The sequence below is a fragment of the Croceicoccus sp. Ery5 genome (genome assembly GCF_020985325.1).
Classification (GTDB): Bacteria; Pseudomonadota; Alphaproteobacteria; order Sphingomonadales; family Sphingomonadaceae; genus Croceicoccus.
In genome coordinates this window covers 3,779,844-3,798,491 of sequence record NZ_CP087587.1, presented here as the reverse complement: position 1 = coordinate 3,798,491, position 18,648 = coordinate 3,779,844, and the positions used below count along the sequence as shown (strand labels likewise).

Genomic DNA, 18,648 nt, shown 5'->3' with positions numbered 1-18,648 from the left:
GTAACATAGGCGAATGGCAATGGCTGATCGGCAAACCCTTGCGAATTCCGGCATTTGTGGCAAAGCACCGCGCTGTGAAACCGTATAACGAAGGCATTCCCCTGAACGCAGTGGCCAGTTACGGCCCTGCCCGCCCCCATGCGATTGCGCGCTGGCTTTATTTCATGGCGGCGCTGGTCGTGGCCATGGTGCTGGTCGGCGGCATTACGCGGCTGACCGAATCGGGCCTGTCGATTACCGAGTGGAAGCCGGTAACGGGCGCCTTGCCGCCGCTCAGCGATCAGGCATGGCAGGCCGAATTCGACGCCTATCGCCAGATCCCCGAATATACGCAGGTGAACGGCCCGGCGGGCATGACGCTGGCCGATTACAAGTTCATCTATTTCTGGGAATGGCTGCACCGGCTGCTGGGTCGCTTTATCGGCGTGGCTTTCGTGGTGCCGCTGGTGTTTTTCTGGGTGCGGAACGCGATACCCGTTGGCTTCAAGCACCGGCTGGTCGCGCTGCTGGCGCTGGGCGGATTGCAAGGGGTGTTCGGCTGGCTGATGGTCAGCTCGGGCGTCGGGGCAGAGGCACAGGAGCTGGGTCGCACCGATGTCAGCCATTACTGGCTGTCGATCCATCTGATGACGGCGTTCTTCACGCTGGGCGGTCTGGTGTGGACCGCGCTGGACCTTGGCAATTACGCACAGGGACAGCCGCGCGCGGGGCTGCGGGGCTTTCCGCTGGCGGTCCTGGGCGTGGTGGCGCTGCAATTGCTGTATGGTGCGTGGATGGCGGGGCTGAACGCGGGCTTCGTCGCGGGCGGCGGATGGCTGAACAGCTGGCCATTGATGCAGGGGTCGTTCTTTCCCGAAGGCGTCGACTGGTCGCTGGGGGCATGGCATGCGTTTACGGCCGATCCGTTCATGGTGCATTTCATCCATCGCTGGTGGGCATGGATCACGGTCGGCTTCCTGATCGTAATGGCGCGCCGGTTGCGCGCGACACAGCGGCCCATTTCGGTCGCGATCCATATCGTTTTCGGCAGCCAGATCCTGCTGGGCATCGCGACCGTCTGGTCGGGCGTGTCGCTTTGGGTGGCCGTCGCGCATCAGCTGTTTGGCGCGCTACTGGTCTGCGTGACGGTATGGGGCGCGCACGCGATGGGCTTTCGCGACCGCATGCCCGGCAGTGTGATGCGGTGACCGGCGCGGATGCAGCGCTGATCTGGTGCCCCTTCGCGGATGAGGACAGCGCCGCCGCCATTGCCGGACAATTGCTGGACGAAGCCCTGATCGCCTGCGCCAATCTGCTGCCGGTCCGCTCGCTCTATATCTGGAACGGTGAGCGGGGAGAGGGCCGGGAATGTGCCGCCCTGTTCAAGACCCGCGCCGACCTGCTCGATCGCGCCATCGCGCGGCTGGAAGCAGTCCATCCCTATGACACGCCTGCCATTTCGGGTTGGCGCTGTGACGGAACCGGCACTTCGATGCGGGAATGGCTGGCGACGATCTGATCCGGTCGCATTTGCCGCGCGCATCGCCGCAGCGTTCAGCATTTGTGAAGCATATTCCGATAGGCCTGATGCCGGATCGTATCACCGACAGGACCTATCACCCTATGTTCCAAGAGCACGCCCGCGCGCTCCGCTATCTGACATGGCTTGCCGCCGGGCTTTTTCCGTTCGGCATCATCATCGAAAGCCTCAAGCAGGGCGGCGGGGAGCCTTTGCCCGTCTATGCTCTGCTGGCACTGATCGGGGTGCTTTGCCACGCGAACTGCCATGCCGAATGGCGGGCGGACAAGGGGATGGCGCGACCTCCACGGGGCGGCTGAACGCCCCGCCAAAAGCTGCACGGTATTATTTTACCTCTCTGCAATCGCGCAGTTTCGCTTGACTTGACGCGCCCGAACGGCAAAAGCGCGCCCACTTCGCGCCGATGCCGAATCGTTTCGGTCTGCGCGGTGCATGAACAATTCAACCAAAGGAACTGAAAGCCATGAAGGCGCTCAGCACCCAGACCCGGTCGATCAAACCGGCCGAGGTCGAAAAGAAATGGCATATTATCGATGCCGAAGGTCTGGTGGTCGGCCGTGTTGCCACCATCATCGCCAATATCCTGCGCGGCAAGCACAAGCCGAGCTTTACGCCCCACGTCGATTGCGGCGATCACGTCATCGTGATCAACGCCGACAAGGTGCGCTTCACCGGCAACAAGCTGCAGGACAAGCGTTACTACAAGCATACCGGCTATGCCGGCGGCATCAAGGAAACCAGCCCCGCCAAGGTGCTGGAAGGCCGTTTCCCCGAACGCGTCCTTGAAAAGGCTGTCGAGCGTATGGTCCCGCGCGGACCGCTGGGCCGTCAGCAGATGAAGGCCCTGCACCTCTATGCCGGCACCGAGCATCCGCATGACGGGCAGCAGCCCGAAGTGCTGGACGTTGCCGCCCGCAATCGCAAGAACAAGGTTAGCGCGTGATGGCCGAGAACGAAGTCAACGATCTGTCGGACCTGAAGGATCTGACCAACACTGCCGAACTGGCCGACGCTGGCGAAGAAACCGTCGCGCCTGCCGCTCCCGCCGCGCCGCTGCGCGACAAGGAAGTGGACCAGTATGGCCGCGCCTATGCCACCGGCCGTCGTAAGGACGCCGTGGCCCGCGTGTGGCTGAAGCCCGGCACCGGCAAGATCACCGTCAACGGCCGCGATCAGGAAGTGTATTTCGCACGTCCGACCCTGCGCCTGGTGATCAACCAGCCTTTCCAGGTTACCGACCGCGAAGGCCAGTACGACATCGTCGCCACCGTCAAGGGTGGCGGTCTGTCGGGTCAGGCCGGCGCCGTGAAGCACGGTATCTCGCAGGCGCTGTCGCGCTTCGAGCCCGCGCTGCGCAGCACCGTGAAGGCCGAAGGCTTCCTCACCCGCGACAGCCGCGTGGTCGAGCGTAAGAAGTACGGCCGTGCGAAGGCACGTCGTAGCTTCCAGTTCAGCAAGCGCTGATCCGCTACAAGCTTACGCCAAACGGAAAGGGCGGCACCCGTACGGGGCCGCCCTTTTTCGTTGGTTCGCTGTTTCCCGCGGTCAATGGACCGGCGGGTCTTCTGCCGGAACGCGCCCCACCGGTGCCACCGGCTCGTCCGGTTCGCGCGGGGGCATGGCGTCTTCGGGCACTTCGTCGATCTGCATGTCGCGCGTCGGCACTTCTTCCAGATTGCGGACGACCACATCGAACGTCTCACCGTCCCAGTGCAGCTCGTTAAAGCTGGGCGGGGTCGAACGGACGCGCTGGGACAAGGTGCCCGCGCCGATCATGCGGATCGGGCCATTGGGCGTGTCGGCCACCATGTCGAACGCGTCGTGCACATGGCCCGACAGCACGGCCACCACCTTGCGCTTTGCCAGTTCGGCCAGCGCGTGATTGCCGCCCTTGGTCAACGCCTTGCCGCGCGTCCCTGCCTCTACCAGCGGGTGATGGCAGGCGACCGCGACCTTCATGCCCGAAGGCAGGGCGTCGATGGCCTTCAGCGTCTTTTCCAGCTGGTGATCGGTGACAAAGCCATAGCTCCACGGCCAGCGCGGCTGCGCACGCGGCGCGGTGTTCAGCGACACGATGGCAAGGCCGGGCAGGTCGATCTCGGCCTCCACCTTGTCCTTCATGCCGTTGAACCGGCGATAGGGGTCGGTAAACCGTTCGAACAGGTTGAAATAGGGCATGTCGTGATTGCCCACTTCCACCGTCACCGGCGCTTCCAGCGAATTGATCCACGCCGTGGCCGCATCGAATTCGCGGTGCCGCGCGCGCATCGTCAGATCGCCGGTGATCGCCACCGCATCGGGCTTCATCCGCGCAATCTCGGCTTTGGTCCAGTCGATCGCGGCCTGATCGACCAGCCCGAAATGAATATCCGACAGGTGAAAAATCAGCGCTTTTGTGCCGCCCGCCATCACGACGCACCCGTGGCGATCAGGTCCACGCCGCAGGTGCCCAGCGTAAAGCGCAATTGCGCGGCGCCATCCTGCCGCTCGCCATCCACCAGCAGCGGGATTGCGGTGCCGTTATCGCCTGTGGCCAGCATAGTCGTGAAATTCCCCAGATCGTCATGCGGCCCTTCGCGGAAATTGCGCCGCAAAATGGCCAGTCCCTGCCGTGCATAGTCGACGATCCCTTCGGCATAATAGCCCTTCACGGAAAAATTCCCGTCTTCGGGCGTCAGCATCAGCAAGGGATAGCCTTTCGCCCTGCCCGCTGCCGGTTCGGTGCAATGGACATGCGCGCCTTCGGTCGATTCGCTGACCGCCTCGACCGTTTCGCCAACCATGGCGGGCACATCCAGATCGCGCATCGCCTCGCGCACGTCGCCCCATGCCGTGGCGGGGCCCGCCAGCAAACCGGCCAGCGCCATGTGATCGCCGCAACGCACGGTCGACAGGCGCACGCGGCGCGCATCGCCGGTGACGACAGCATCGACGATCTCCTCGCTCGACCTTGGACCGTGCAACCGGATCGACAACAGGTTCATCGTGCCCCCCGGCAGCACCAGCACCGCGCCGCCCCATCCGTCCAGCGCGGTGACCAGCGCATTGACCGTGCCGTCGCCCGCGAAAACGGCGACCGTTCCGATCCCTGCCGCGTCCAATTCGGCCGGGGTCGGCAAATCCTCGTCCGGAAAGGCGATCTGCCGCGTCAGGCACAAACCCGCCCGTTCGCACCGGTCGGATAGCGCATTCAGCGCATCCTCGTCATTGCTGCCGCTGGCCGGATTGGCGACCAGCCAGATATTCTGGGGTTCTGTCATAGCCCTAAATCGCCGGAACCGGCCGTCGGGTTCCCGCCCGACCGCCTATACGCGCCGCGTGATGATCAGCCACGCCGCCAGCGCATTGGCGATCGTATAGCCGAAATAGGCCAGCGCCGCCCCGCTGCCCCCCGCACCGTCAGTATTATGGGTAACCAGCATTGCCGCCGTCAGCAGCAGATATTCCACCAGCAGGCCGAACCGTCCGCCCAGCATATGGACGAACCATGGCAACTGGCCCAGCAGCGGGTGGCCGCTTTCCAGCACCGCCTTGTGCATCGCGAAATTGCCGACGCCCAGCACGAAGAGAAGGATCAGAGCCACTTTGCGTGCTTAACGCGAACTTGCTCGCGATGGAAACCCACCAGTTCGGACCCGCGATTCGCCTATGCGAATCTTCCAGCGTGTAACCTTTCTGTAAAACTTCATGTCGTTCGCCGATCGGTGTCGGTCGTTCATAGACGGCGAATGCCGCTGGCAGACCGGTCGCGCCGCTTGGCAGAGCGATTGCGGCGGGGCGCGGGCAACTCCTCTATCCAGAATAGCGAGGCACCGGAGAGCACCGGAGAGCCGCAGTAGAAGAGGAGAGAAACCCATGAAGAAACTGATGATCATGGCTGCACTGCCGGTTCTCGCCATGGCCGCCCCGCAGGTTGCAATGGCCGAGGAAGCGAACACCGCAGTCGTGTCCTATGCAGGGCTCGATCTGACGACCGAAGCCGGCCAGACAGAGCTGAAGAAGCGCCTCGACCGCGCCGTCACTTCGGTCTGTTCCGATTTCAAGGGCGGCAGCTCGGCGGCAGAAGCCAGCCAGCGCACCGCTTGCAAGAAGATCGCCCTGCGGAAGAGCGAACAGCAATATGCTTCCGCAGTAAGCAGCGCCCGTTACGGCGGCTAATCCCGAGCCGTTTGTAAATAGCCGGTCCGGTTCAGTCCCCCGGGCCGGCTATGCCTTCCGCCAGGGCGGCGGACAAGAACACGACATTTCCCCTGGGCCGGCCATTGCGCCGGCCACTTTTTTGGTTCGCCGCACCTTGCCAGACGGGACGGCGGTTAACGGCCCGCCATCGATTTCACCGATTTCAGAAAGGTGCGGCCGATCCGCACCGGTTCCTTCTCGCCCAGTTCGGCCGACCACACGCCCAGCCCGTCATGGCGCAGGCCCGTGATCGTATCGCGCCGCAGAATGGTGGACCGGTGGACGCGGATGAATTTCGCAGGGTCGAGCCGCTGTTCGAGCGATGTGATCGTTTCCAGCAACAGATGGCTGCCGCCCGGCACATGCAGGCGCACATAATCGCGCTCGGCATCGATGCGGTGCACTTCCTCGACCCCGACGCGCAGCAGTTCCGAGCGGTGGGGCACCCAGAATTCGGAAATCCACGCCTGCCTGGGTTCAGCGCCGGTGGCCGAACCGGTCCCCCGGCGCGCCAACGCGCGCGCAATCGCGCGCTCCAGACGGTCCTGCGCGACCGGTTTCAGCACATAATCGACCGCATCGAGGTCGAATGCCTCTACCGCGAAACTGTCATGCGCGGTGACGAATACGACCACGGGCCGCTCTGCCGGATCGGGCACGACCTCGGCAATGCGCCGCGCGACTGACAGCCCGTCCGCTTCGGGCATGGTCATGTCGAGCAGGATCAGTTCGGGTTTCAGCGCGTCGATCATGCGCAGCGCCGCCGCGCCGTCGCCTGCGGTGCCAACAATGCGCAGGCAATCGAGCCGCGCGCAGATGACCTGCATGCGTTCCACTGCCAACGGCTCGTCATCGACGATCAGCGTGGACAGGATCTGGCTCTCGCCCGATCCGCCGCCCGATCCCTCGGTCATTCGCTATTCCCCCCGCGTATTCTTCTCCAGCGGCATGCGGATCACGGTCCGCCAGCCATGGCCGGTATCCCCGCTGACGACCGAGACATCCTTGCCAAAGCGGGTCTCAAGCCGGTTGCGGACATTGGCGAGCCCGATGCCGAACCCGTTCCTGCCGCCCGCCGGATTGCCCGCAGATGAATCGCTTGCCCGCTGCGCGCTCTTTTCGCCCGAACCGGGGCCATTGTCAGCCACCGTTATGACAAGCCGCCCATATTCCTCGATCGCGGAGATGAAGATAGTGACGGGCCGGTTGACCGGCGCGACGGCATATTTGACCGAATTCTCGATCAAGGGCTGCAGGATCATGCCCGGCACCAGTGCCCGCTCAAGCTCTTGCGGCACGTCGATCGCGGTCCGCAGCCTGTCGGGAAAGCGCACCGCCTCGATCTGCAGATACAGACGTTGCAGCTCGATCTCTTCGGCCAGCGGCACATCGCCGACCGGATCGCCGGACAGCGACCGGCGATAGAATGTGCTGATCGTCTGGATCATCGTTTCGGCCTGTTCGTTGCGATCGGTCATCACCAGCGCCGACAACGAGTTCAGCGTGTTGAACAGGAAATGCGGATTGACCTGATAGCGCAGCGATTTCAGCTCCGCCGCCTTGGCCGCGCGCTTGTATTCGCCCTCGCGCCGTTCGGCGGCACGCGCATGTTCGGCCTGGGTCATGGCGAAATACAGCGCGGCCCATGCCAGCAACAGGAAATAGCGGCCCAGCGCGATATCGGTCAGCTGCACCCACAACAGATTGCGCTGCATGTCCTTGTCGATGACAATGGGATCGCCCCCGGCCTCACCGTCTTCTACGGCTTGCTGCATCGCCTTTTGCACTTCGGCGGGAAGCGCGGGATCAAGATCGTCCAGATCGTCGGGGATTTGCGGAATATCGACCAGTATATTGCCCGTCTGGTCGCGCCGGACGGTCACCCCCTGATCCTTGTTCATGCGATAGACCGCGCGCTCCTCAACCTCGCGGAACACTTCGGTATTGATCGCGGCGAGCAGAAGCGAGGCCGGCAGGGCAGCGACGAAGGCCACGGCGAAGCGCAGCCACAGCCGTTTATTGTCGAACCCGCGCAAGAGCAGCCACAGAAGCACCGTCACCGCAAGGCTGGCCAGAATGACCACAAGCCGCAGCCACAGCATTTCCTGCTGGAATTCGAACCCGATCAGATAGCTGCGCGCCGTCGCCAGCAGGTAATAACATGCCCAGAACGCCACCATGGACAGCAAGACGCTGACCAGCGGAACGCGCGGTTGATCCTCTTCCAGACGGTCGTAATCGGTGTTTTCCATCACCCTATGCATAGGGCGCAGCGGTTAAGCGCGCCATAGGAAGCAAGTCGCCGGTCGAACACGATCGGCGCTTGGTCGAAGACGGGTGTGCCAAGGGGGCAAAATTGCGCCCCTTGGCAAGAAACCGGCCCTGCAATGGGTCTCAAGCCGCTCCTGCCCTAGGTGGCAGGCAGCAAATGTTCCTTGGCGATCTTGTCGCGCCACACCAGCGGAGCCAGCGTATGGACATTGTTGCCCTCGCTATCGACCGCGACGGTTACGGGCATATCCTCGACACGGAACTCGTAGATCGCTTCCATGCCAAGGTCTTCGAAGGCGACGACCTTCGCATCCTTGATCGCGCGCGCCACCAGATAGGCCGCGCCGCCGACCGCCATCAGATAGGCAACCTTATGCTTCGCGATCACCTCGGTCGCGCCCTGCCCGCGTTCGGCCTTGCCGATCATCGCGATCAGGCCAAGGTCGAGCATCATGTCGGTGAACTTGTCCATGCGGGTGGCCGTGGTCGGACCGGCGGGGCCGACGACTTCGCCCATCACAGGATCGACCGGACCGACGTAATAGATCGCGCGGTTCTTGAACTCGACGGGCAGCTCCTCGCCCTTTTCCAGCATGTCGGCAATGCGCTTGTGCGCCGCATCGCGGCCCGTCAGCATCGAGCCCGACAGCAACAGCCGGTCGCCGTTCTTCCAGCCCTGCACTTCCTCGCGCGTCAGATTGTCGAGGTCGACACGCTTCGCTTCCTTCGACGGCTTCCAGCCCACATCGGGCCATGCCGACAGATCGGGCGCGGGAATATAGGCCGGACCGCTGCCGTCCAGCGTCAGATGCGCGTGGCGCGTGGCGGCGCAATTGGGGATCATCGCGACCGGCTTGTTCGCCGCATGGCACGGCCAGTCGAAAATCTTGACGTCCAGCACGGTGGCAAGGCCGCCAAGACCCTGCGCGCCCACGCCCATGGCGTTGACCTTGTCGAAAATCTCGATCCGCAGGCGTTCGATATCGTTTTGCGGACCGCGCGCCTTCAGCTGGCCCATGTCGATCGGGTCCATCAGGCTCTTCTTGGCCAGCTTCACGCAATGTTCCGCCGTGCCGCCGATGCCGATGCCCAGCATGCCCGGCGGGCACCAGCCAGCCCCCATCTGCGGGATCATTTCCAGCACCCAGTCGACGATATTGTCGCTGGGGTTCATCATCTTGAACTTCGACTTCGCCTCGCTGCCGCCGCCCTTGGCCGCCACGTCGATCACGACCGTGTCGCCGGGCACCATTTCGACATCGAGCACGCAGGGCGTGTTGTCCTTGGTGTTGCGGCGGGTGAACGCCGGATCGGCCAGCACCGAGGCGCGCAGCTTGTTATCGGGATTGTTATACCCGCGACGCACGCCCTCATCGACGACGTCCTGCAGCGATTTGTCGGAATTGAGGCGGCAGTTCTGGCCCCATTTCAGGAACACGTTGACGATGCCGGTATCCTGACAGATCGGGCGGTGCCCCTCGGCGCACATCTTAGAATTGGTCAGGATCTGCGCGATGGCGTCCTTGGCGGCGGGGTTCATCTCGGCCTCATAGGCCTCGCCCAGCGCCTTGATGTAGTCCATCGGGTGGTAGAAGCTGATATATTGCAGCGCATCGGCGATGCTCTCCACCAGATGTTCTTCCTCGATCACCACCATTTCCGACATGCGCGTGCCTTCCCGTTTCAGAGCATAAGGGTTCCGGCGCGCTGTAGGGACAAGGCGGCGTCCTGCCAAGTCGCTCCGAAGGAGCAGAACCGGTCCGCCCGTCATGCCGCTCGCGCCTCTTGGCGATCATGCCGCAATGCACTAGAGCAGCGCCGTTGGCGCAGGCAGTTCATCGTGAATGGGCCTCTCGCGCCGCATATCACCCATTCCCGGCCCGAAAGACGGGCGCGATCCGCGTGAGAGAACTTCCCATGGCCAGTGCCGCGACCACCCAGCCCGAGCAGCCCGCAGCGGGCGACACTTTCGCAATCGCTCGAAAGGCGATGATCGACAGCCAGTTGCGCCCCAGCGGAATCACCGATCCCAAGGTGCTGGCCGCGATGGGCAGCACCGCGCGCGAACACTATGTCTCCGCCGACCAGCGCGACATCGCCTATATGGACCGCTCGGTCCCCCTGGGCGAAGGACGCGCGCTATCGGCTCCCTTCGCGCAGGCGATCCTGTTGCAAACCGCCCGCCCCGCCGGAACGGACAAGGCGCTGCTGATCGGCGGCGGAACCGGCTATCTCGCCGCGCTGCTGGCACCGATGGTCGCTTCGCTCGACGTGGTGGAAAGCGATGCGCGGCTGTCGGGCGCCGAAGGTGCAAAGGCGGGTGACTGGCACAAGGGTGCGCTGACGGCGGGTTACAAGAAAAACGGTCCCTATGACCTGATCCTCATCGACGGCGCGGTCGAGGCTTTGCCCAAGGCGATTGCCGGCCAGCTTGCCAACGGGGGCCGCGTGGTCACCGGTCTGGTATCGCGCGGGGTGACCCGCCTTGCCATCGGCCGCAAGGCCTCGGGCGAGAGCAATGCGCCGGTGGCGCTGCAACCGCTGGCGGAAACGGGCATGCCCGTGCTGGCGGAATTCAAGGAAGAGAAAGGCTGGAGTTTCTGATGCCATCCAAGGGAGGGGTTACGGTTTTGAAGGGCGCACTGCTTGCCTGTGCGGCCGGATCGATGCTGGCAGGCGCGTTGCTGCCGTCGGCTGCGCATGCGGACACGCTGCGCGGCGCGCTGGCCAGTGCCTATAACACCAACCCCACCCTGCTCGCCGCGCGGTCCGATTTGCGCGCGATTGATGAGAATGTGCCGATCCAGAAGGCCGATGGCTTGCCCGATATCGGCTTGCAGGGACAATATTCGGAAAATCTGAAACAGGGCGAAAACTCGCTCTCGGCCCCCGATCGCATATTGTATTCCAGCGTAGAGCTGAGCGTGCCGATCTATTCGGGCGGGGCAGTCAAGAATTCGGTGCGCGCCGCCAAGACCCGCGTTCAGGCAGGCCGCGCCGACCTGCGCGCGACAGAGGCGTCGGTGTTCAGCCAGGTCGTCGCCGCCTATATGGACGTGATCCGCGACGAAGCCGTTGTGCGGCTCAACCTGCAGAATGTCGACGCGCTGGGCGTCAACCTCGAAGCGACCAGCGACCGGTTTGAAATCGGCGATCTGACCCGCACCGATGTCGCCCAGTCCGAATCGCGCCTTGCCATCGCGCGCAGCGATCTGACCACGGCGCAGGCGAACCTGATCGGCAGCCGCGAACGCTACATCCAGCTGATCGGCGACACGCCCGACGCGCTGGAAGCGCCGCCCCCGCTGCCGGGTCTGCCTTCGGATCCGCAAGGGGCCGTCGCCGTGGCGCTGGAAAACAATCCCGACCTGATCGCCGCGCGCGAACGCAGCCAGGCGGCGCGTTACGATATCGAAGTGGCCGGATCAGGGCGCCTGCCGCGCGTCTCGCTGTTCACCGGCGGCGATTACACCGATTATATGGGCACGCTGGGCAATGGCATCATCGGTGCCGATTTCGCGCAGAGCGAAACCTCGGCACAGGCGGGCGCACGGCTGAGTGTGCCGATCTTTCAGGGCGGCCGCCCCGCCGCGCAGGAACGGCAGGCACAGGCACGCGCATCCTCGGCGTTCGAGACTGAGATTGCCATCGAACGCGACGTAATCGCGCAGGTGCGCAGCGCCTATACCGCGTGGCGCGCCTCGAACGAGGTGATCGAATCGGCCAGCGCCGCCGTATCCGCCGCGCAGCTTTCGCTGGAAGGCGTGCGGGCCGAGAACACGGTCGGCAACCGCACCATCCTCGACATTCTGGATGCCGAACGCGAATTGCTGTCGGCAGAGGTGCAGCTGGTGACTGCCCGCCGCAATGCCTATGTCGCCGGTTTCGCGGTTCTGGCCGCGATGGGCATGGCAGAGGCGGACGACCTCAACCTCGATGTCGGACGGCCGCTTTACGATCCCTCGGTCTATTACGAATCGGTCGACGATTCGATCTTCGACTGGCGATTCGAACCGGATCCTGTGGCCGAAGCCACACGTACCGTTGACACGCCCGCTCAAGACGCGACAATCCCCGCGGACTAAACGCGACGGGGATCATGGCATGGCGCAGAAGGACGGCGAGGCATCGGTCGAAGATATTCTGCGATCGATCAAGCAGGTAATTTCGCGGGAAGACGGGCCGCGGCGCTCGGCTGACACTTTCGCGCGCGACGCCGCGCGCGAGAATGGACAGCCCGTGCCCGAACGGCCCGCCAGCTTCTCGCCCTATGCGTTCCAGCGCCATTCGCCCTTTGGCGCGCGCGGGAACGAAGCGCCGCCCGCCGATCTGCCAGAGGAAGCGGAGGACGAAGGGCGCACCGACGTCTTCGACCTGCGCAGCCTCGACAGCGACGCGTTCGAGGTCGATGAGCCCGAGACGACAGAACCCGGTCCGCCGGAACACCCGGCTACAGAACCCGAACCCGCACCGATCGTGCTGCATGCGCCCGAAACCGTGGCCGAACTGCCCGAAACGGACAGCGAGCCGGACGACGACGCCTATACGCCCTATGTCGAAGAGGCATTTCCGCCCGTCGGCGAGGATGATGACGGGGATGATGACGGCGACAGTGGCGACGACAGCGACAGTTACGCTGCCCCCGTGGACGTGGCGGACCATGAAGAACCGCTCGATCTCGCCGCAGTCGAACCGGAACCGGCGCCCGAGCCCAACCCCGAGCCGGAACCCGCCCCGCAAACCGCCGCCGAAGGATTGATCGCGGGGGCCGCCGCCGATGCGCTGCGCAACCGTTTTTCCGCCTTGCAAGAGGCGGCGAGCACGTCGACCGGCCAGGTTGCCGCCCCTGCCCCCGCCAATCCGCTGGAGGATATGGTGCGCGAGATGATGCGCCCGATGCTCAAGCAATGGCTGGACGACAACATGCCGGGTCTGGTCGAGAAAATTGTCGAGCGTGAAATTGCCCGGATCACCGGACGCCTCTGACCCTATGGATCATGCGGATGATGCGGACCCGGAACTAACCGTCCGCCCGCATGTCGCCGTACCGCAAGCCAGGGCCACGCTATCCGCGATTGGCGGCGGCGCGCCGTTTACGCGGCATATCTTCCTGTGCGCCGACCAGACCAAGCCGAAATGCTGCCCGATGAAGGCCGGTCTGGAAAGCTGGGACTATCTGAAAAAGCGGCTGGCCGAACTGGGGCTCGATCGCAAGGGCGGCATCATGCGCAGCAAGGCCAATTGCCTGCGCGTCTGTGCCGCGGGGCCGCTGGCGGTCGTCTATCCCGAAGCTGTCTGGTACTGGGGTTGCAAGCCGCCGGTGCTGGAACGGATCATTCAGGAACATCTGGTCGGCGGCGTGCCGGTCGAAGACTATCGCCTTTATCCCGCCGACGAGCAGCCGGCATAGCCAAAGGGGCGGAACTAACGCCGTTCGGGATCGTCGCTCCAGAAATCCTTTGCCTCGTCCCCCATGCGGTCGTCGATCGCCGCATCGTGGCCCGTGCCGTTCGACAGGAACACCAACCCCATCAGCGCGGCGACCAGCATCATCATGAAACCGATGCCCAGCGTCCACGCGATATAGAAATGGATCGACAGCAACCCGTTTTCCGCCGTCAGCCAGCCCAGCACCAGCACGATGGTGGTCAGCGTCAGCGCCAGCATGAATTTCATCATCCGCTTATAGCGGGCCCATGCGAATTGCGCGTTATGCGGATCGTCGAGCGGGGAACGGCCAGTCATGCGCCGTTAGATGGCGATTGCAACGCGTGCTGGCAAGCGGGACCGATCAATGGCATTATGGCTTCGTCGGATCGGCCCAACGCATCACAAGCGGGGCATTCAGATCCCGCGCGAACCGGCTGGTCCCCGTCTGTTTAACCGGGGAAGGAAAGCCTATGAGCATCAAGCAGATCATCGCCCATCGCGACGCGGGCATCGTCAGTTGCCGCGCGGACCATACGGTTGCCGAAGCCGTCGCCCTGTTGCGCGGCCGCAGGATCGGGGCGATGCCGGTGATCGACGAAATGGGCACGGTGCAGGGGATATTCTCCGAACGCGACGTCATCCGCTGTCTGGATGAAATGGGAGCCGATTCGCTCTCTGCCCCCGTCAGCACGGCGATGACATCACCGCCGGTCACGGTCGATTCGGAAATGTCCGAACTCGATGCGCTGGCATTGATGACGCGGCGGCGGATTCGCCATTTGCCCGTGGTCGATCAGGGCCGCATGGTCGATTTCATCTCGATCGGCGATCTGGTGAAAGCCCGCATCGACCAGATCGAACAGGAAGCGCAGGACATGCGCGCCTATATCCGCAGCGCCTGACATCGCATTGCGGTCATGGTCGCCGCCGCGCATGGCTTGCCGCGCGCGGTGGTGCGCCCTATCTGTAGGGCATGGAAGAACAGCCGATCCAGCTAAGCCCCGCCGCCGCCAAGCGTGTCGATCTGATTGCCCGCAAACAGGGCAAGCCTGCGATCCTGCGCCTTGCCGTCGAAGGGGGCGGCTGTTCGGGCTTTCAATATCGTTTCGGCCTGACCGATGCGATAGAGGCGGACGATGTCTCGGTCGAAACGGACGGGGTGACATTGGCGGTCGATACGATCAGCCTCGATCTCGTGCGGGGCAGCGTGGTGGATTACGTCGAATCGCTGGGCGGCGCGGCGTTCAAGGTCGAAAATCCGAACGCGGCGGCCGGATGCGGCTGCGGTTCCAGCTTCGCCGTCTGATCGCCGGTTCCGCATGAAGATCGCCAGCTTCAACATCAACGGGGTCAAGGCACGCCTGCCCCGCCTGCTCGAATGGCTTGAAGAAACGCAGCCCGACATTGCCTGTCTGCAGGAAATCAAATCCAGCGACGAAACCTTTCCCGCGCATGAGTTCGAGAAGGTGGGATACACCCCCATCTGGCACGGGCAAAAGGGCTTCAACGGCGTGGCGATCCTGTCGCGCGGCGACGAACCCACGACCGAAGTGCTGCGCGGCCTGCCGGGAGACGACGAGGATACGCATTCCCGCTATTTGGAAGCGGATTACAGGGGCGTGCGGATCGTGTGCATCTATCTGCCCAACGGCAATCCGGTGCCCGGACCGAAATTCGATTACAAGCTGGCGTGGATGGAGCGGCTACGCAACCGCATGGCCGAACTGCGCGCGGATGAAATTCCCAGCATCGTGTTCGGCGATTACAATGTGATCCCCGAAGACAAGGATGTCTGGTCACCGCAGGCGATGGCGAGCGACGCGCTGATGCAGCCCGAATCGCGCGATGCGTTTTTCCGGCTGATCAATGATGGCTGGACCGATGCGATCGACCTGCACCACCCGCGCGGCGGCATCTGGACCTTTTGGGATTATCAGGCCGGCGCGTGGCAGCGCGACCACGGTTTCCGCATCGATCACGCACTGCTGTCGCCCGAACTGGCCGACCGCCTGGTCGCCAGCGGCGTCGACAAGAGCTATCGCGGGCGCGAAAAGGCCAGCGATCATACCCCTGTATGGGTCGAATTGCGCGATTGATCTTCCGGTAAACGAGAAAGGGCCACCGGCCACGATAGGGGGGACTGGCCGGTGGCCCTTTGCGCATCCGGCCCTTTGGGGGGACAGGCCGGTGCGGGGGAACTGTGCTGCGCGGATTCAGCCGCGATCAGCGATAGAAGATATGGTTATCGATCTGCGCCAGACGGGTCATCTTCCGGCTCCAGCGCGGACGGACATAATTGGCATGGAAATACAGGGCGCCCTCGGCCTCGCTTTCCCAGCCATTCTCATCGGCAATCAGCGCCAGCTTCTTGGCGCGCTGCCATGCGCGGCTCGACCTGTTGATCGCGGGCATCGATTTGCCGCGAACAAAGCTGAACTGGTGCCGCTGATAGACCACGCCGCAATAGCTCGACGGGAATTTCGGCGATTCGGCGCGCGCCACGATTACGCGGGCCACGGCCAGCTGACCCGACAGCGGTTCGCCCTTTGATTCGTGATAGATCGCACCGGCAAGACAGTTCAGCTGCTTGTCGAGGCCCTCGGGCGTGGGAAGGCCCGCCAGATAGTCGCCAAGATTGGCAGCCATCGGCACGGCAGCCTGCGTCTCGACCTCTGGCGTTTCGGGGATCGTCTGCACGACCGGCTGCGAAACGAAACTGGGTGCGGGCTGATCGTCCTGCTGGGTGGTGACGGATTCCGCCACGCTTTCGATCGCTTCCACGGGAACATAATCGCCCATTTCAGCGTAAGCACTCGTGCCCTCAAATCCGAAGAGAGCGATTCCTGCCATGACAGCCAGCGACAGCGCGCTGGCGCCTTTAACCTTACGGCCCATTAATTACGTCGATCGAATGCGGTGAACGCGCCTGTCGCAAGGTTTCGGCGGGCCTGCACCCCGGGGGATGCGTTTATCTGGCCTGCCGGAAAGACCCTTGCCGGTCGTTCCCCGTCTGCGCGCTTGCCATGCGGTGCCGATATGCACGCCATGACTGCCTACGCCCGTCCGTTGCGGGCGCTATCTGTGTTTGTGGCGAGAATGTGTCAACCCGCGGGTTCCCGATTAAGGGATAAAACGTTCCGCCTGTGCGATTTCGACATCGATAATCCAGCAATCCGTGTCCTGATTGCCACGCTTGCTTAGATAGTCAGAAAATTCCCGTTCTTTTTCAATGGGTTCTTCGCGCGTTTTGGTCCATTTCCGGTTACCGTCCAGATCGGGCATCCGTTCATAAAGACATAAATTGTCGTGCTGGTGGCGCGTTGCGATCAATATGGTGCCCGCGTCGCGCTCTCCCTTGTGCAGGATTGTTGCGAAACCGCCGGCATTATTTACGGATCTTACAATGCCCGAAACCTCGATATGGGCGGGCAAACGGGCATTCATCGCCCTATTCGCCCGAATCGGGGCCGGTCGATTCGGCCATGCGATATCCCGGCAGGCCCGAAAGCGGGATCTGCGACCGCATGAAAGTGCCCGTTCCGCGGCCCACTTCCTCGCCCTCTTCGTCCAGCAGCCGCGATTCCGCCACCAGCACGCGGCGGCGGCCGCTGATCCAGCGCCCCTCGGCACGGATCTGCCCGCCCTTGATCGGGCGCAGGAATTGCAGGTTGAACGATGTCGTCAGCAGGAACCGGTCGCTGATCAGCGTATTGGCCGCATAGAACGCGGCATCGTCCAGCATCTTGAAATAGATCGTGCCATGCGCCGCGCCGGCGGCATGGAACACGCTTTCGTCGATGTCGAACAGGATCGTCGCGGCACCCTCCCGCTCGATCGAAAGGGTCGAACGGAAGGTGCGATTGATCGGAGCCGAGGCGTAAAGCCGCTCCAGCGCGCGCCAGTGCAGCGCCGCGCCATCGCCCGAACCGTCAGGCAGCATCCCGCTCGGACACATTGGCAAGAAGCGCATAGACCGCTTCGTCGCCCGGGGCTTCGATCAGCCGGTCGCGCATGCGATCGTCGCGCATCGTGCGGCTGATCGCGGCCAGGGCATGCAGATGCATCGCCCCCGCTTTTTCGGGCGACAGCAGGCCGAACACCAGTTCGACCGGCATGCCATCGGCAGAATCGAACGAAACCGGCGTCGCAAGTCGCATGAAGACGCATACCGGCTGCGACAGCGCATCCAGCCGGGCATGCGGGATCGCGGTGCCGCGCCCGAAACCGGTGCTGCCCAGCTTTTCCCGCTCTTCCAAAGCTTCCAGGACCGAGGACTGGTCGAGCCCGTACACAGCGGCAAAGCGCTGGGCCAGCGCTTCCAGCACGCCCTGCTTGTCCTCTGCATCGCAGCTACCGACAGCTGCGGGATCGAGTACGAATAGCGATGTCATCGTTTCGGTATCATCATTTCTGCGGCCCCATGCGGGACCATCCCAGTTCCGAATGCCCGTATCTGGCCGGGCGGCGGCCTGCAATGCAGACCCGTCGCGAAGGGTGCCATTAAAGGGCAAAGCCCCCTGCGTCGGCGGCTCCATCGCACAAAAGGCTTGGCAAAATGCTAAGCCCGCCGCGCAAGAGCAGAATCGGCAGGGGGGCCGGAAATTCCCGATCCGGGTGCGACTATGTCCCGAAATCAGCTGGTTGCGTTGGGTTCAACCCATCCGATCGTCCCGTCGGAGCGGCGATAGACCATATTATGCCGTCCAGTGCCAGCATTTTTAAAGAATAACGCGGGCGTATCGCGCAGATCCAGCATCATCACCGCATCGGATACTGATGTTTCGGGAATATCGGTGCGCGTTTCGGCGACAATCGCGGGCGCATCGCTCGCTTCGACTTCTTCGTCGCCCGTTTCCGGTTCGGGACCGGCAAAGACCGTATAGGCCGCGACTTCTTCGCGAATGGCGTGATCGGCCTGTTCGTGCCGGTCTTTCAGACGCCTTTTATACCGGCGCAACTGCTTTTCGATCTTGGTCACAGCCTGATCGACAGCCTGATGCGCTTCCTGCGCCTCGCCATGGCCCTTTACGATCAGGCCCTGCATCACATGGGTCACGATGTCGGCGGTAAAGCTTTCATGCGGTCCCCGCCCTAATGTGACCTGCGATGAAAGCGCTCGATTGAAATATTTTTCGACGATTCCCGTAAGCCGTTCCGAGGCGTGTTCCTGAAGGGCTGCACCGGTTTCGACCTGGTGACCGGAAACGCGAATATCCATCGACTACTCCTTCGTCTTATTCTCGCCCCGT

At 63.3% G+C, this 18,648-nt stretch carries 25 protein-coding genes; 13 read left to right on the top strand and 12 right to left on the bottom strand.

The window, feature by feature from the left end:
• The first annotated feature begins 110 nt into the window (after positions 1 to 110).
• The 5 genes from LOZ74_RS17995 (at position 111) to rpsI (ending at position 2,983) form a co-directional block, all read left to right on the top strand.
• Positions 111 to 1,187 (top strand): COX15/CtaA family protein, encoded by a 1,077-nt coding sequence (locus LOZ74_RS17995; RefSeq protein ID WP_255673990.1) that lies wholly within the window; start codon positions 111 to 113, stop codon positions 1,185 to 1,187.
• A complete protein-coding gene (gene cutA / locus LOZ74_RS17990) occupies positions 1,184 to 1,498 on the top strand; it encodes a divalent-cation tolerance protein CutA (RefSeq protein ID WP_230292329.1) in 315 nt (104 codons plus the stop codon). Before LOZ74_RS17995 ends, cutA begins: the two co-directional genes overlap by 4 nt.
• A complete protein-coding gene (locus tag LOZ74_RS17985; protein WP_230292328.1) occupies positions 1,480 to 1,818 on the top strand; it encodes a hypothetical protein in 339 nt (112 codons plus the stop codon). The genes cutA and LOZ74_RS17985 overlap by 19 nt, the downstream gene beginning before the upstream one ends.
• A 164-nt stretch (positions 1,819 to 1,982) precedes the next feature.
• Positions 1,983 to 2,462 carry a 50S ribosomal protein L13 gene (gene rplM, locus LOZ74_RS17980; RefSeq protein WP_230279541.1) on the top strand — a complete coding sequence of 160 codons (480 nt, stop codon included), beginning with the start codon at positions 1,983 to 1,985 and terminating at the stop codon, positions 2,460 to 2,462.
• A complete protein-coding gene (gene rpsI / locus LOZ74_RS17975; protein ID WP_230279542.1) occupies positions 2,462 to 2,983 on the top strand; it encodes a 30S ribosomal protein S9 in 522 nt (173 codons plus the stop codon). Before rplM ends, rpsI begins: the two co-directional genes overlap by 1 nt.
• 81 nt (positions 2,984 to 3,064) lie before the next feature.
• Here the strand turns inward: rpsI and LOZ74_RS17970 are convergent, their stop codons facing one another.
• Genes LOZ74_RS17970 through LOZ74_RS17960 form a run of 3 tightly spaced genes read right to left on the bottom strand, consistent with a single transcriptional unit; the run spans position 3,065 to position 5,103 of the window.
• A complete protein-coding gene (locus LOZ74_RS17970; RefSeq protein ID WP_230292327.1) occupies positions 3,065 to 3,928 on the bottom strand; it encodes a metallophosphoesterase in 864 nt (287 codons plus the stop codon).
• Entirely contained in the window at positions 3,928 to 4,779 is an 852-nt protein-coding gene (locus LOZ74_RS17965) for a diacylglycerol kinase family protein (RefSeq protein ID WP_230292326.1), read from the bottom strand. The genes LOZ74_RS17970 and LOZ74_RS17965 overlap by 1 nt, the downstream gene beginning before the upstream one ends.
• Before the next feature lie 45 nt (positions 4,780 to 4,824).
• Complete coding sequence (locus LOZ74_RS17960) at positions 4,825 to 5,103, bottom strand: hypothetical protein (RefSeq protein WP_230292325.1); 279 nt, start codon at positions 5,101 to 5,103, stop codon at positions 4,825 to 4,827.
• A 271-nt stretch (positions 5,104 to 5,374) separates the two neighbouring features.
• On the opposite strand from LOZ74_RS17960, the gene LOZ74_RS17955 reads away from it, so the two are divergent.
• The gene (locus tag LOZ74_RS17955; RefSeq protein WP_230279546.1) at positions 5,375 to 5,677 is read left to right on the top strand and encodes a UrcA family protein; all 303 of its coding nucleotides are present in this window, start codon (positions 5,375 to 5,377) and stop codon (positions 5,675 to 5,677) included.
• Between the two features lie 155 nt (positions 5,678 to 5,832).
• Here LOZ74_RS17955 and LOZ74_RS17950 read toward each other — a convergent pair whose 3' ends face one another.
• The 3 genes from LOZ74_RS17950 to LOZ74_RS17940 form a co-directional block, all read right to left on the bottom strand.
• Positions 5,833 to 6,612, bottom strand: a complete 780-nt coding sequence (locus tag LOZ74_RS17950; RefSeq protein ID WP_230292324.1) for a LytTR family DNA-binding domain-containing protein — start codon at positions 6,610 to 6,612, stop codon at positions 5,833 to 5,835.
• A 3-nt stretch (positions 6,613 to 6,615) separates the two neighbouring features.
• The gene (locus LOZ74_RS17945; protein ID WP_230292323.1) at positions 6,616 to 7,950 is read right to left on the bottom strand and encodes a sensor histidine kinase; all 1,335 of its coding nucleotides are present in this window, start codon (positions 7,948 to 7,950) and stop codon (positions 6,616 to 6,618) included.
• A 158-nt stretch (positions 7,951 to 8,108) separates the two neighbouring features.
• Complete coding sequence (locus LOZ74_RS17940) at positions 8,109 to 9,635, bottom strand: fumarate hydratase (protein ID WP_230292322.1); 1,527 nt, start codon at positions 9,633 to 9,635, stop codon at positions 8,109 to 8,111.
• Positions 9,636 to 9,871: 236 nt separating this feature from the next.
• Between LOZ74_RS17940 and LOZ74_RS17935 the strand changes: the two genes are divergently transcribed.
• The 4 genes from LOZ74_RS17935 to LOZ74_RS17920 are packed head-to-tail and all read left to right on the top strand — an operon-like array spanning position 9,872 to position 13,379.
• Positions 9,872 to 10,573 (top strand): protein-L-isoaspartate O-methyltransferase, encoded by a 702-nt coding sequence (locus LOZ74_RS17935; RefSeq protein ID WP_230292321.1) that lies wholly within the window; start codon positions 9,872 to 9,874, stop codon positions 10,571 to 10,573.
• The gene (locus LOZ74_RS17930) at positions 10,573 to 12,054 is read left to right on the top strand and encodes a TolC family outer membrane protein (protein ID WP_370638852.1); all 1,482 of its coding nucleotides are present in this window, start codon (positions 10,573 to 10,575) and stop codon (positions 12,052 to 12,054) included. The genes LOZ74_RS17935 and LOZ74_RS17930 overlap by 1 nt, the downstream gene beginning before the upstream one ends.
• Before the next feature lie 19 nt (positions 12,055 to 12,073).
• Positions 12,074 to 12,955, top strand: coding sequence for a DUF2497 domain-containing protein (locus LOZ74_RS17925; protein WP_230292320.1), 882 nt, complete (start codon positions 12,074 to 12,076; stop codon positions 12,953 to 12,955).
• Between the two features lie 4 nt (positions 12,956 to 12,959).
• Positions 12,960 to 13,379, top strand: a complete 420-nt coding sequence (locus LOZ74_RS17920; protein ID WP_230292319.1) for a ferredoxin — start codon at positions 12,960 to 12,962, stop codon at positions 13,377 to 13,379.
• A gap of 14 nt (positions 13,380 to 13,393) precedes the next feature.
• Here LOZ74_RS17920 and LOZ74_RS17915 read toward each other — a convergent pair whose 3' ends face one another.
• Complete coding sequence (locus LOZ74_RS17915) at positions 13,394 to 13,714, bottom strand: hypothetical protein (RefSeq protein WP_230292318.1); 321 nt, start codon at positions 13,712 to 13,714, stop codon at positions 13,394 to 13,396.
• 155 nt (positions 13,715 to 13,869) lie between these two features.
• Here LOZ74_RS17915 and LOZ74_RS17910 point away from each other — a divergent pair, with 155 nt between their 5' ends.
• From LOZ74_RS17910 to xth, 3 genes are all read left to right on the top strand, one after another.
• On the top strand, positions 13,870 to 14,301 hold the full coding sequence (locus LOZ74_RS17910; protein WP_230279554.1) for a CBS domain-containing protein: 432 nt from the start codon (positions 13,870 to 13,872) through the stop codon (positions 14,299 to 14,301).
• 71 nt (positions 14,302 to 14,372) lie between these two features.
• Complete coding sequence (erpA, locus tag LOZ74_RS17905; protein ID WP_230292317.1) at positions 14,373 to 14,705, top strand: iron-sulfur cluster insertion protein ErpA; 333 nt, start codon at positions 14,373 to 14,375, stop codon at positions 14,703 to 14,705.
• Between the two features lie 13 nt (positions 14,706 to 14,718).
• Complete coding sequence (gene xth / locus LOZ74_RS17900) at positions 14,719 to 15,495, top strand: exodeoxyribonuclease III (RefSeq protein ID WP_230292316.1); 777 nt, start codon at positions 14,719 to 14,721, stop codon at positions 15,493 to 15,495.
• Positions 15,496 to 15,622: 127 nt separating this feature from the next.
• Here xth and LOZ74_RS17895 read toward each other — a convergent pair whose 3' ends face one another.
• The 5 genes from LOZ74_RS17895 to hpf form a co-directional block, all read right to left on the bottom strand.
• Positions 15,623 to 16,294, bottom strand: a complete 672-nt coding sequence (locus tag LOZ74_RS17895; RefSeq protein ID WP_230292315.1) for a cell wall hydrolase — start codon at positions 16,292 to 16,294, stop codon at positions 15,623 to 15,625.
• Positions 16,295 to 16,519: 225 nt separating this feature from the next.
• Positions 16,520 to 16,843, bottom strand: a complete 324-nt coding sequence (locus tag LOZ74_RS17890; protein WP_230292314.1) for a DUF1491 family protein — start codon at positions 16,841 to 16,843, stop codon at positions 16,520 to 16,522.
• A 4-nt stretch (positions 16,844 to 16,847) separates the two neighbouring features.
• Positions 16,848 to 17,339: a PaaI family thioesterase gene (locus LOZ74_RS17885; protein ID WP_230279559.1), complete on the bottom strand. Its 492-nt coding sequence runs from the start codon at positions 17,337 to 17,339 to the stop codon at positions 16,848 to 16,850.
• Positions 17,329 to 17,790 (bottom strand): PTS sugar transporter subunit IIA, encoded by a 462-nt coding sequence (locus LOZ74_RS17880; protein WP_230292313.1) that lies wholly within the window; start codon positions 17,788 to 17,790, stop codon positions 17,329 to 17,331. The genes LOZ74_RS17885 and LOZ74_RS17880 overlap by 11 nt, the downstream gene beginning before the upstream one ends.
• Positions 17,791 to 18,032: 242 nt before the next feature.
• On the bottom strand, positions 18,033 to 18,617 hold the full coding sequence (hpf, locus tag LOZ74_RS17875) for a ribosome hibernation-promoting factor, HPF/YfiA family (protein WP_230292312.1): 585 nt from the start codon (positions 18,615 to 18,617) through the stop codon (positions 18,033 to 18,035).
• Between the last annotated feature and the right edge of the window lie 31 nt (positions 18,618 to 18,648).

Bases quoted from the DNA above. Each gene is read 5' to 3' on its own strand.
- LOZ74_RS17945 (WP_230292323.1), bottom strand. From the start codon at position 7,950: ATGGAAAACACCGATTACGACCGTCTGGAAGAGGATCAACCGCGCGTT.
- LOZ74_RS17985 (WP_230292328.1), top strand. From the start codon at position 1,480: ATGGCTGGCGACGATCTGATCCGGTCGCATTTGCCGCGCGCATCGCCG.
- LOZ74_RS17895 (WP_230292315.1), bottom strand. From the start codon at position 16,294: ATGGGCCGTAAGGTTAAAGGCGCCAGCGCGCTGTCGCTGGCTGTCATG.
- erpA (WP_230292317.1), top strand. From the start codon at position 14,373: ATGGAAGAACAGCCGATCCAGCTAAGCCCCGCCGCCGCCAAGCGTGTC.
- LOZ74_RS17970 (WP_230292327.1), bottom strand. From the start codon at position 3,928: ATGGCGGGCGGCACAAAAGCGCTGATTTTTCACCTGTCGGATATTCAT.
- rpsI (WP_230279542.1), top strand. From the start codon at position 2,462: ATGGCCGAGAACGAAGTCAACGATCTGTCGGACCTGAAGGATCTGACC.
- hpf (WP_230292312.1), bottom strand. From the start codon at position 18,617: ATGGATATTCGCGTTTCCGGTCACCAGGTCGAAACCGGTGCAGCCCTT.
- LOZ74_RS17930 (WP_370638852.1), top strand. From the start codon at position 10,573: ATGCCATCCAAGGGAGGGGTTACGGTTTTGAAGGGCGCACTGCTTGCC.
- LOZ74_RS17920 (WP_230292319.1), top strand. From the start codon at position 12,960: ATGGATCATGCGGATGATGCGGACCCGGAACTAACCGTCCGCCCGCAT.
- LOZ74_RS17925 (WP_230292320.1), top strand. From the start codon at position 12,074: ATGGCGCAGAAGGACGGCGAGGCATCGGTCGAAGATATTCTGCGATCG.
- LOZ74_RS17950 (WP_230292324.1), bottom strand. From the start codon at position 6,612: ATGACCGAGGGATCGGGCGGCGGATCGGGCGAGAGCCAGATCCTGTCC.
- LOZ74_RS17910 (WP_230279554.1), top strand. From the start codon at position 13,870: ATGAGCATCAAGCAGATCATCGCCCATCGCGACGCGGGCATCGTCAGT.
- LOZ74_RS17885 (WP_230279559.1), bottom strand. From the start codon at position 17,339: ATGCTGCCTGACGGTTCGGGCGATGGCGCGGCGCTGCACTGGCGCGCG.
- xth (WP_230292316.1), top strand. From the start codon at position 14,719: ATGAAGATCGCCAGCTTCAACATCAACGGGGTCAAGGCACGCCTGCCC.
- LOZ74_RS17890 (WP_230292314.1), bottom strand. From the start codon at position 16,843: ATGAATGCCCGTTTGCCCGCCCATATCGAGGTTTCGGGCATTGTAAGA.
- LOZ74_RS17965 (WP_230292326.1), bottom strand. From the start codon at position 4,779: ATGACAGAACCCCAGAATATCTGGCTGGTCGCCAATCCGGCCAGCGGC.
- rplM (WP_230279541.1), top strand. From the start codon at position 1,983: ATGAAGGCGCTCAGCACCCAGACCCGGTCGATCAAACCGGCCGAGGTC.
- LOZ74_RS17955 (WP_230279546.1), top strand. From the start codon at position 5,375: ATGAAGAAACTGATGATCATGGCTGCACTGCCGGTTCTCGCCATGGCC.
- LOZ74_RS17915 (WP_230292318.1), bottom strand. From the start codon at position 13,714: ATGACTGGCCGTTCCCCGCTCGACGATCCGCATAACGCGCAATTCGCA.
- LOZ74_RS17880 (WP_230292313.1), bottom strand. From the start codon at position 17,790: ATGACATCGCTATTCGTACTCGATCCCGCAGCTGTCGGTAGCTGCGAT.
- LOZ74_RS17940 (WP_230292322.1), bottom strand. From the start codon at position 9,635: ATGTCGGAAATGGTGGTGATCGAGGAAGAACATCTGGTGGAGAGCATC.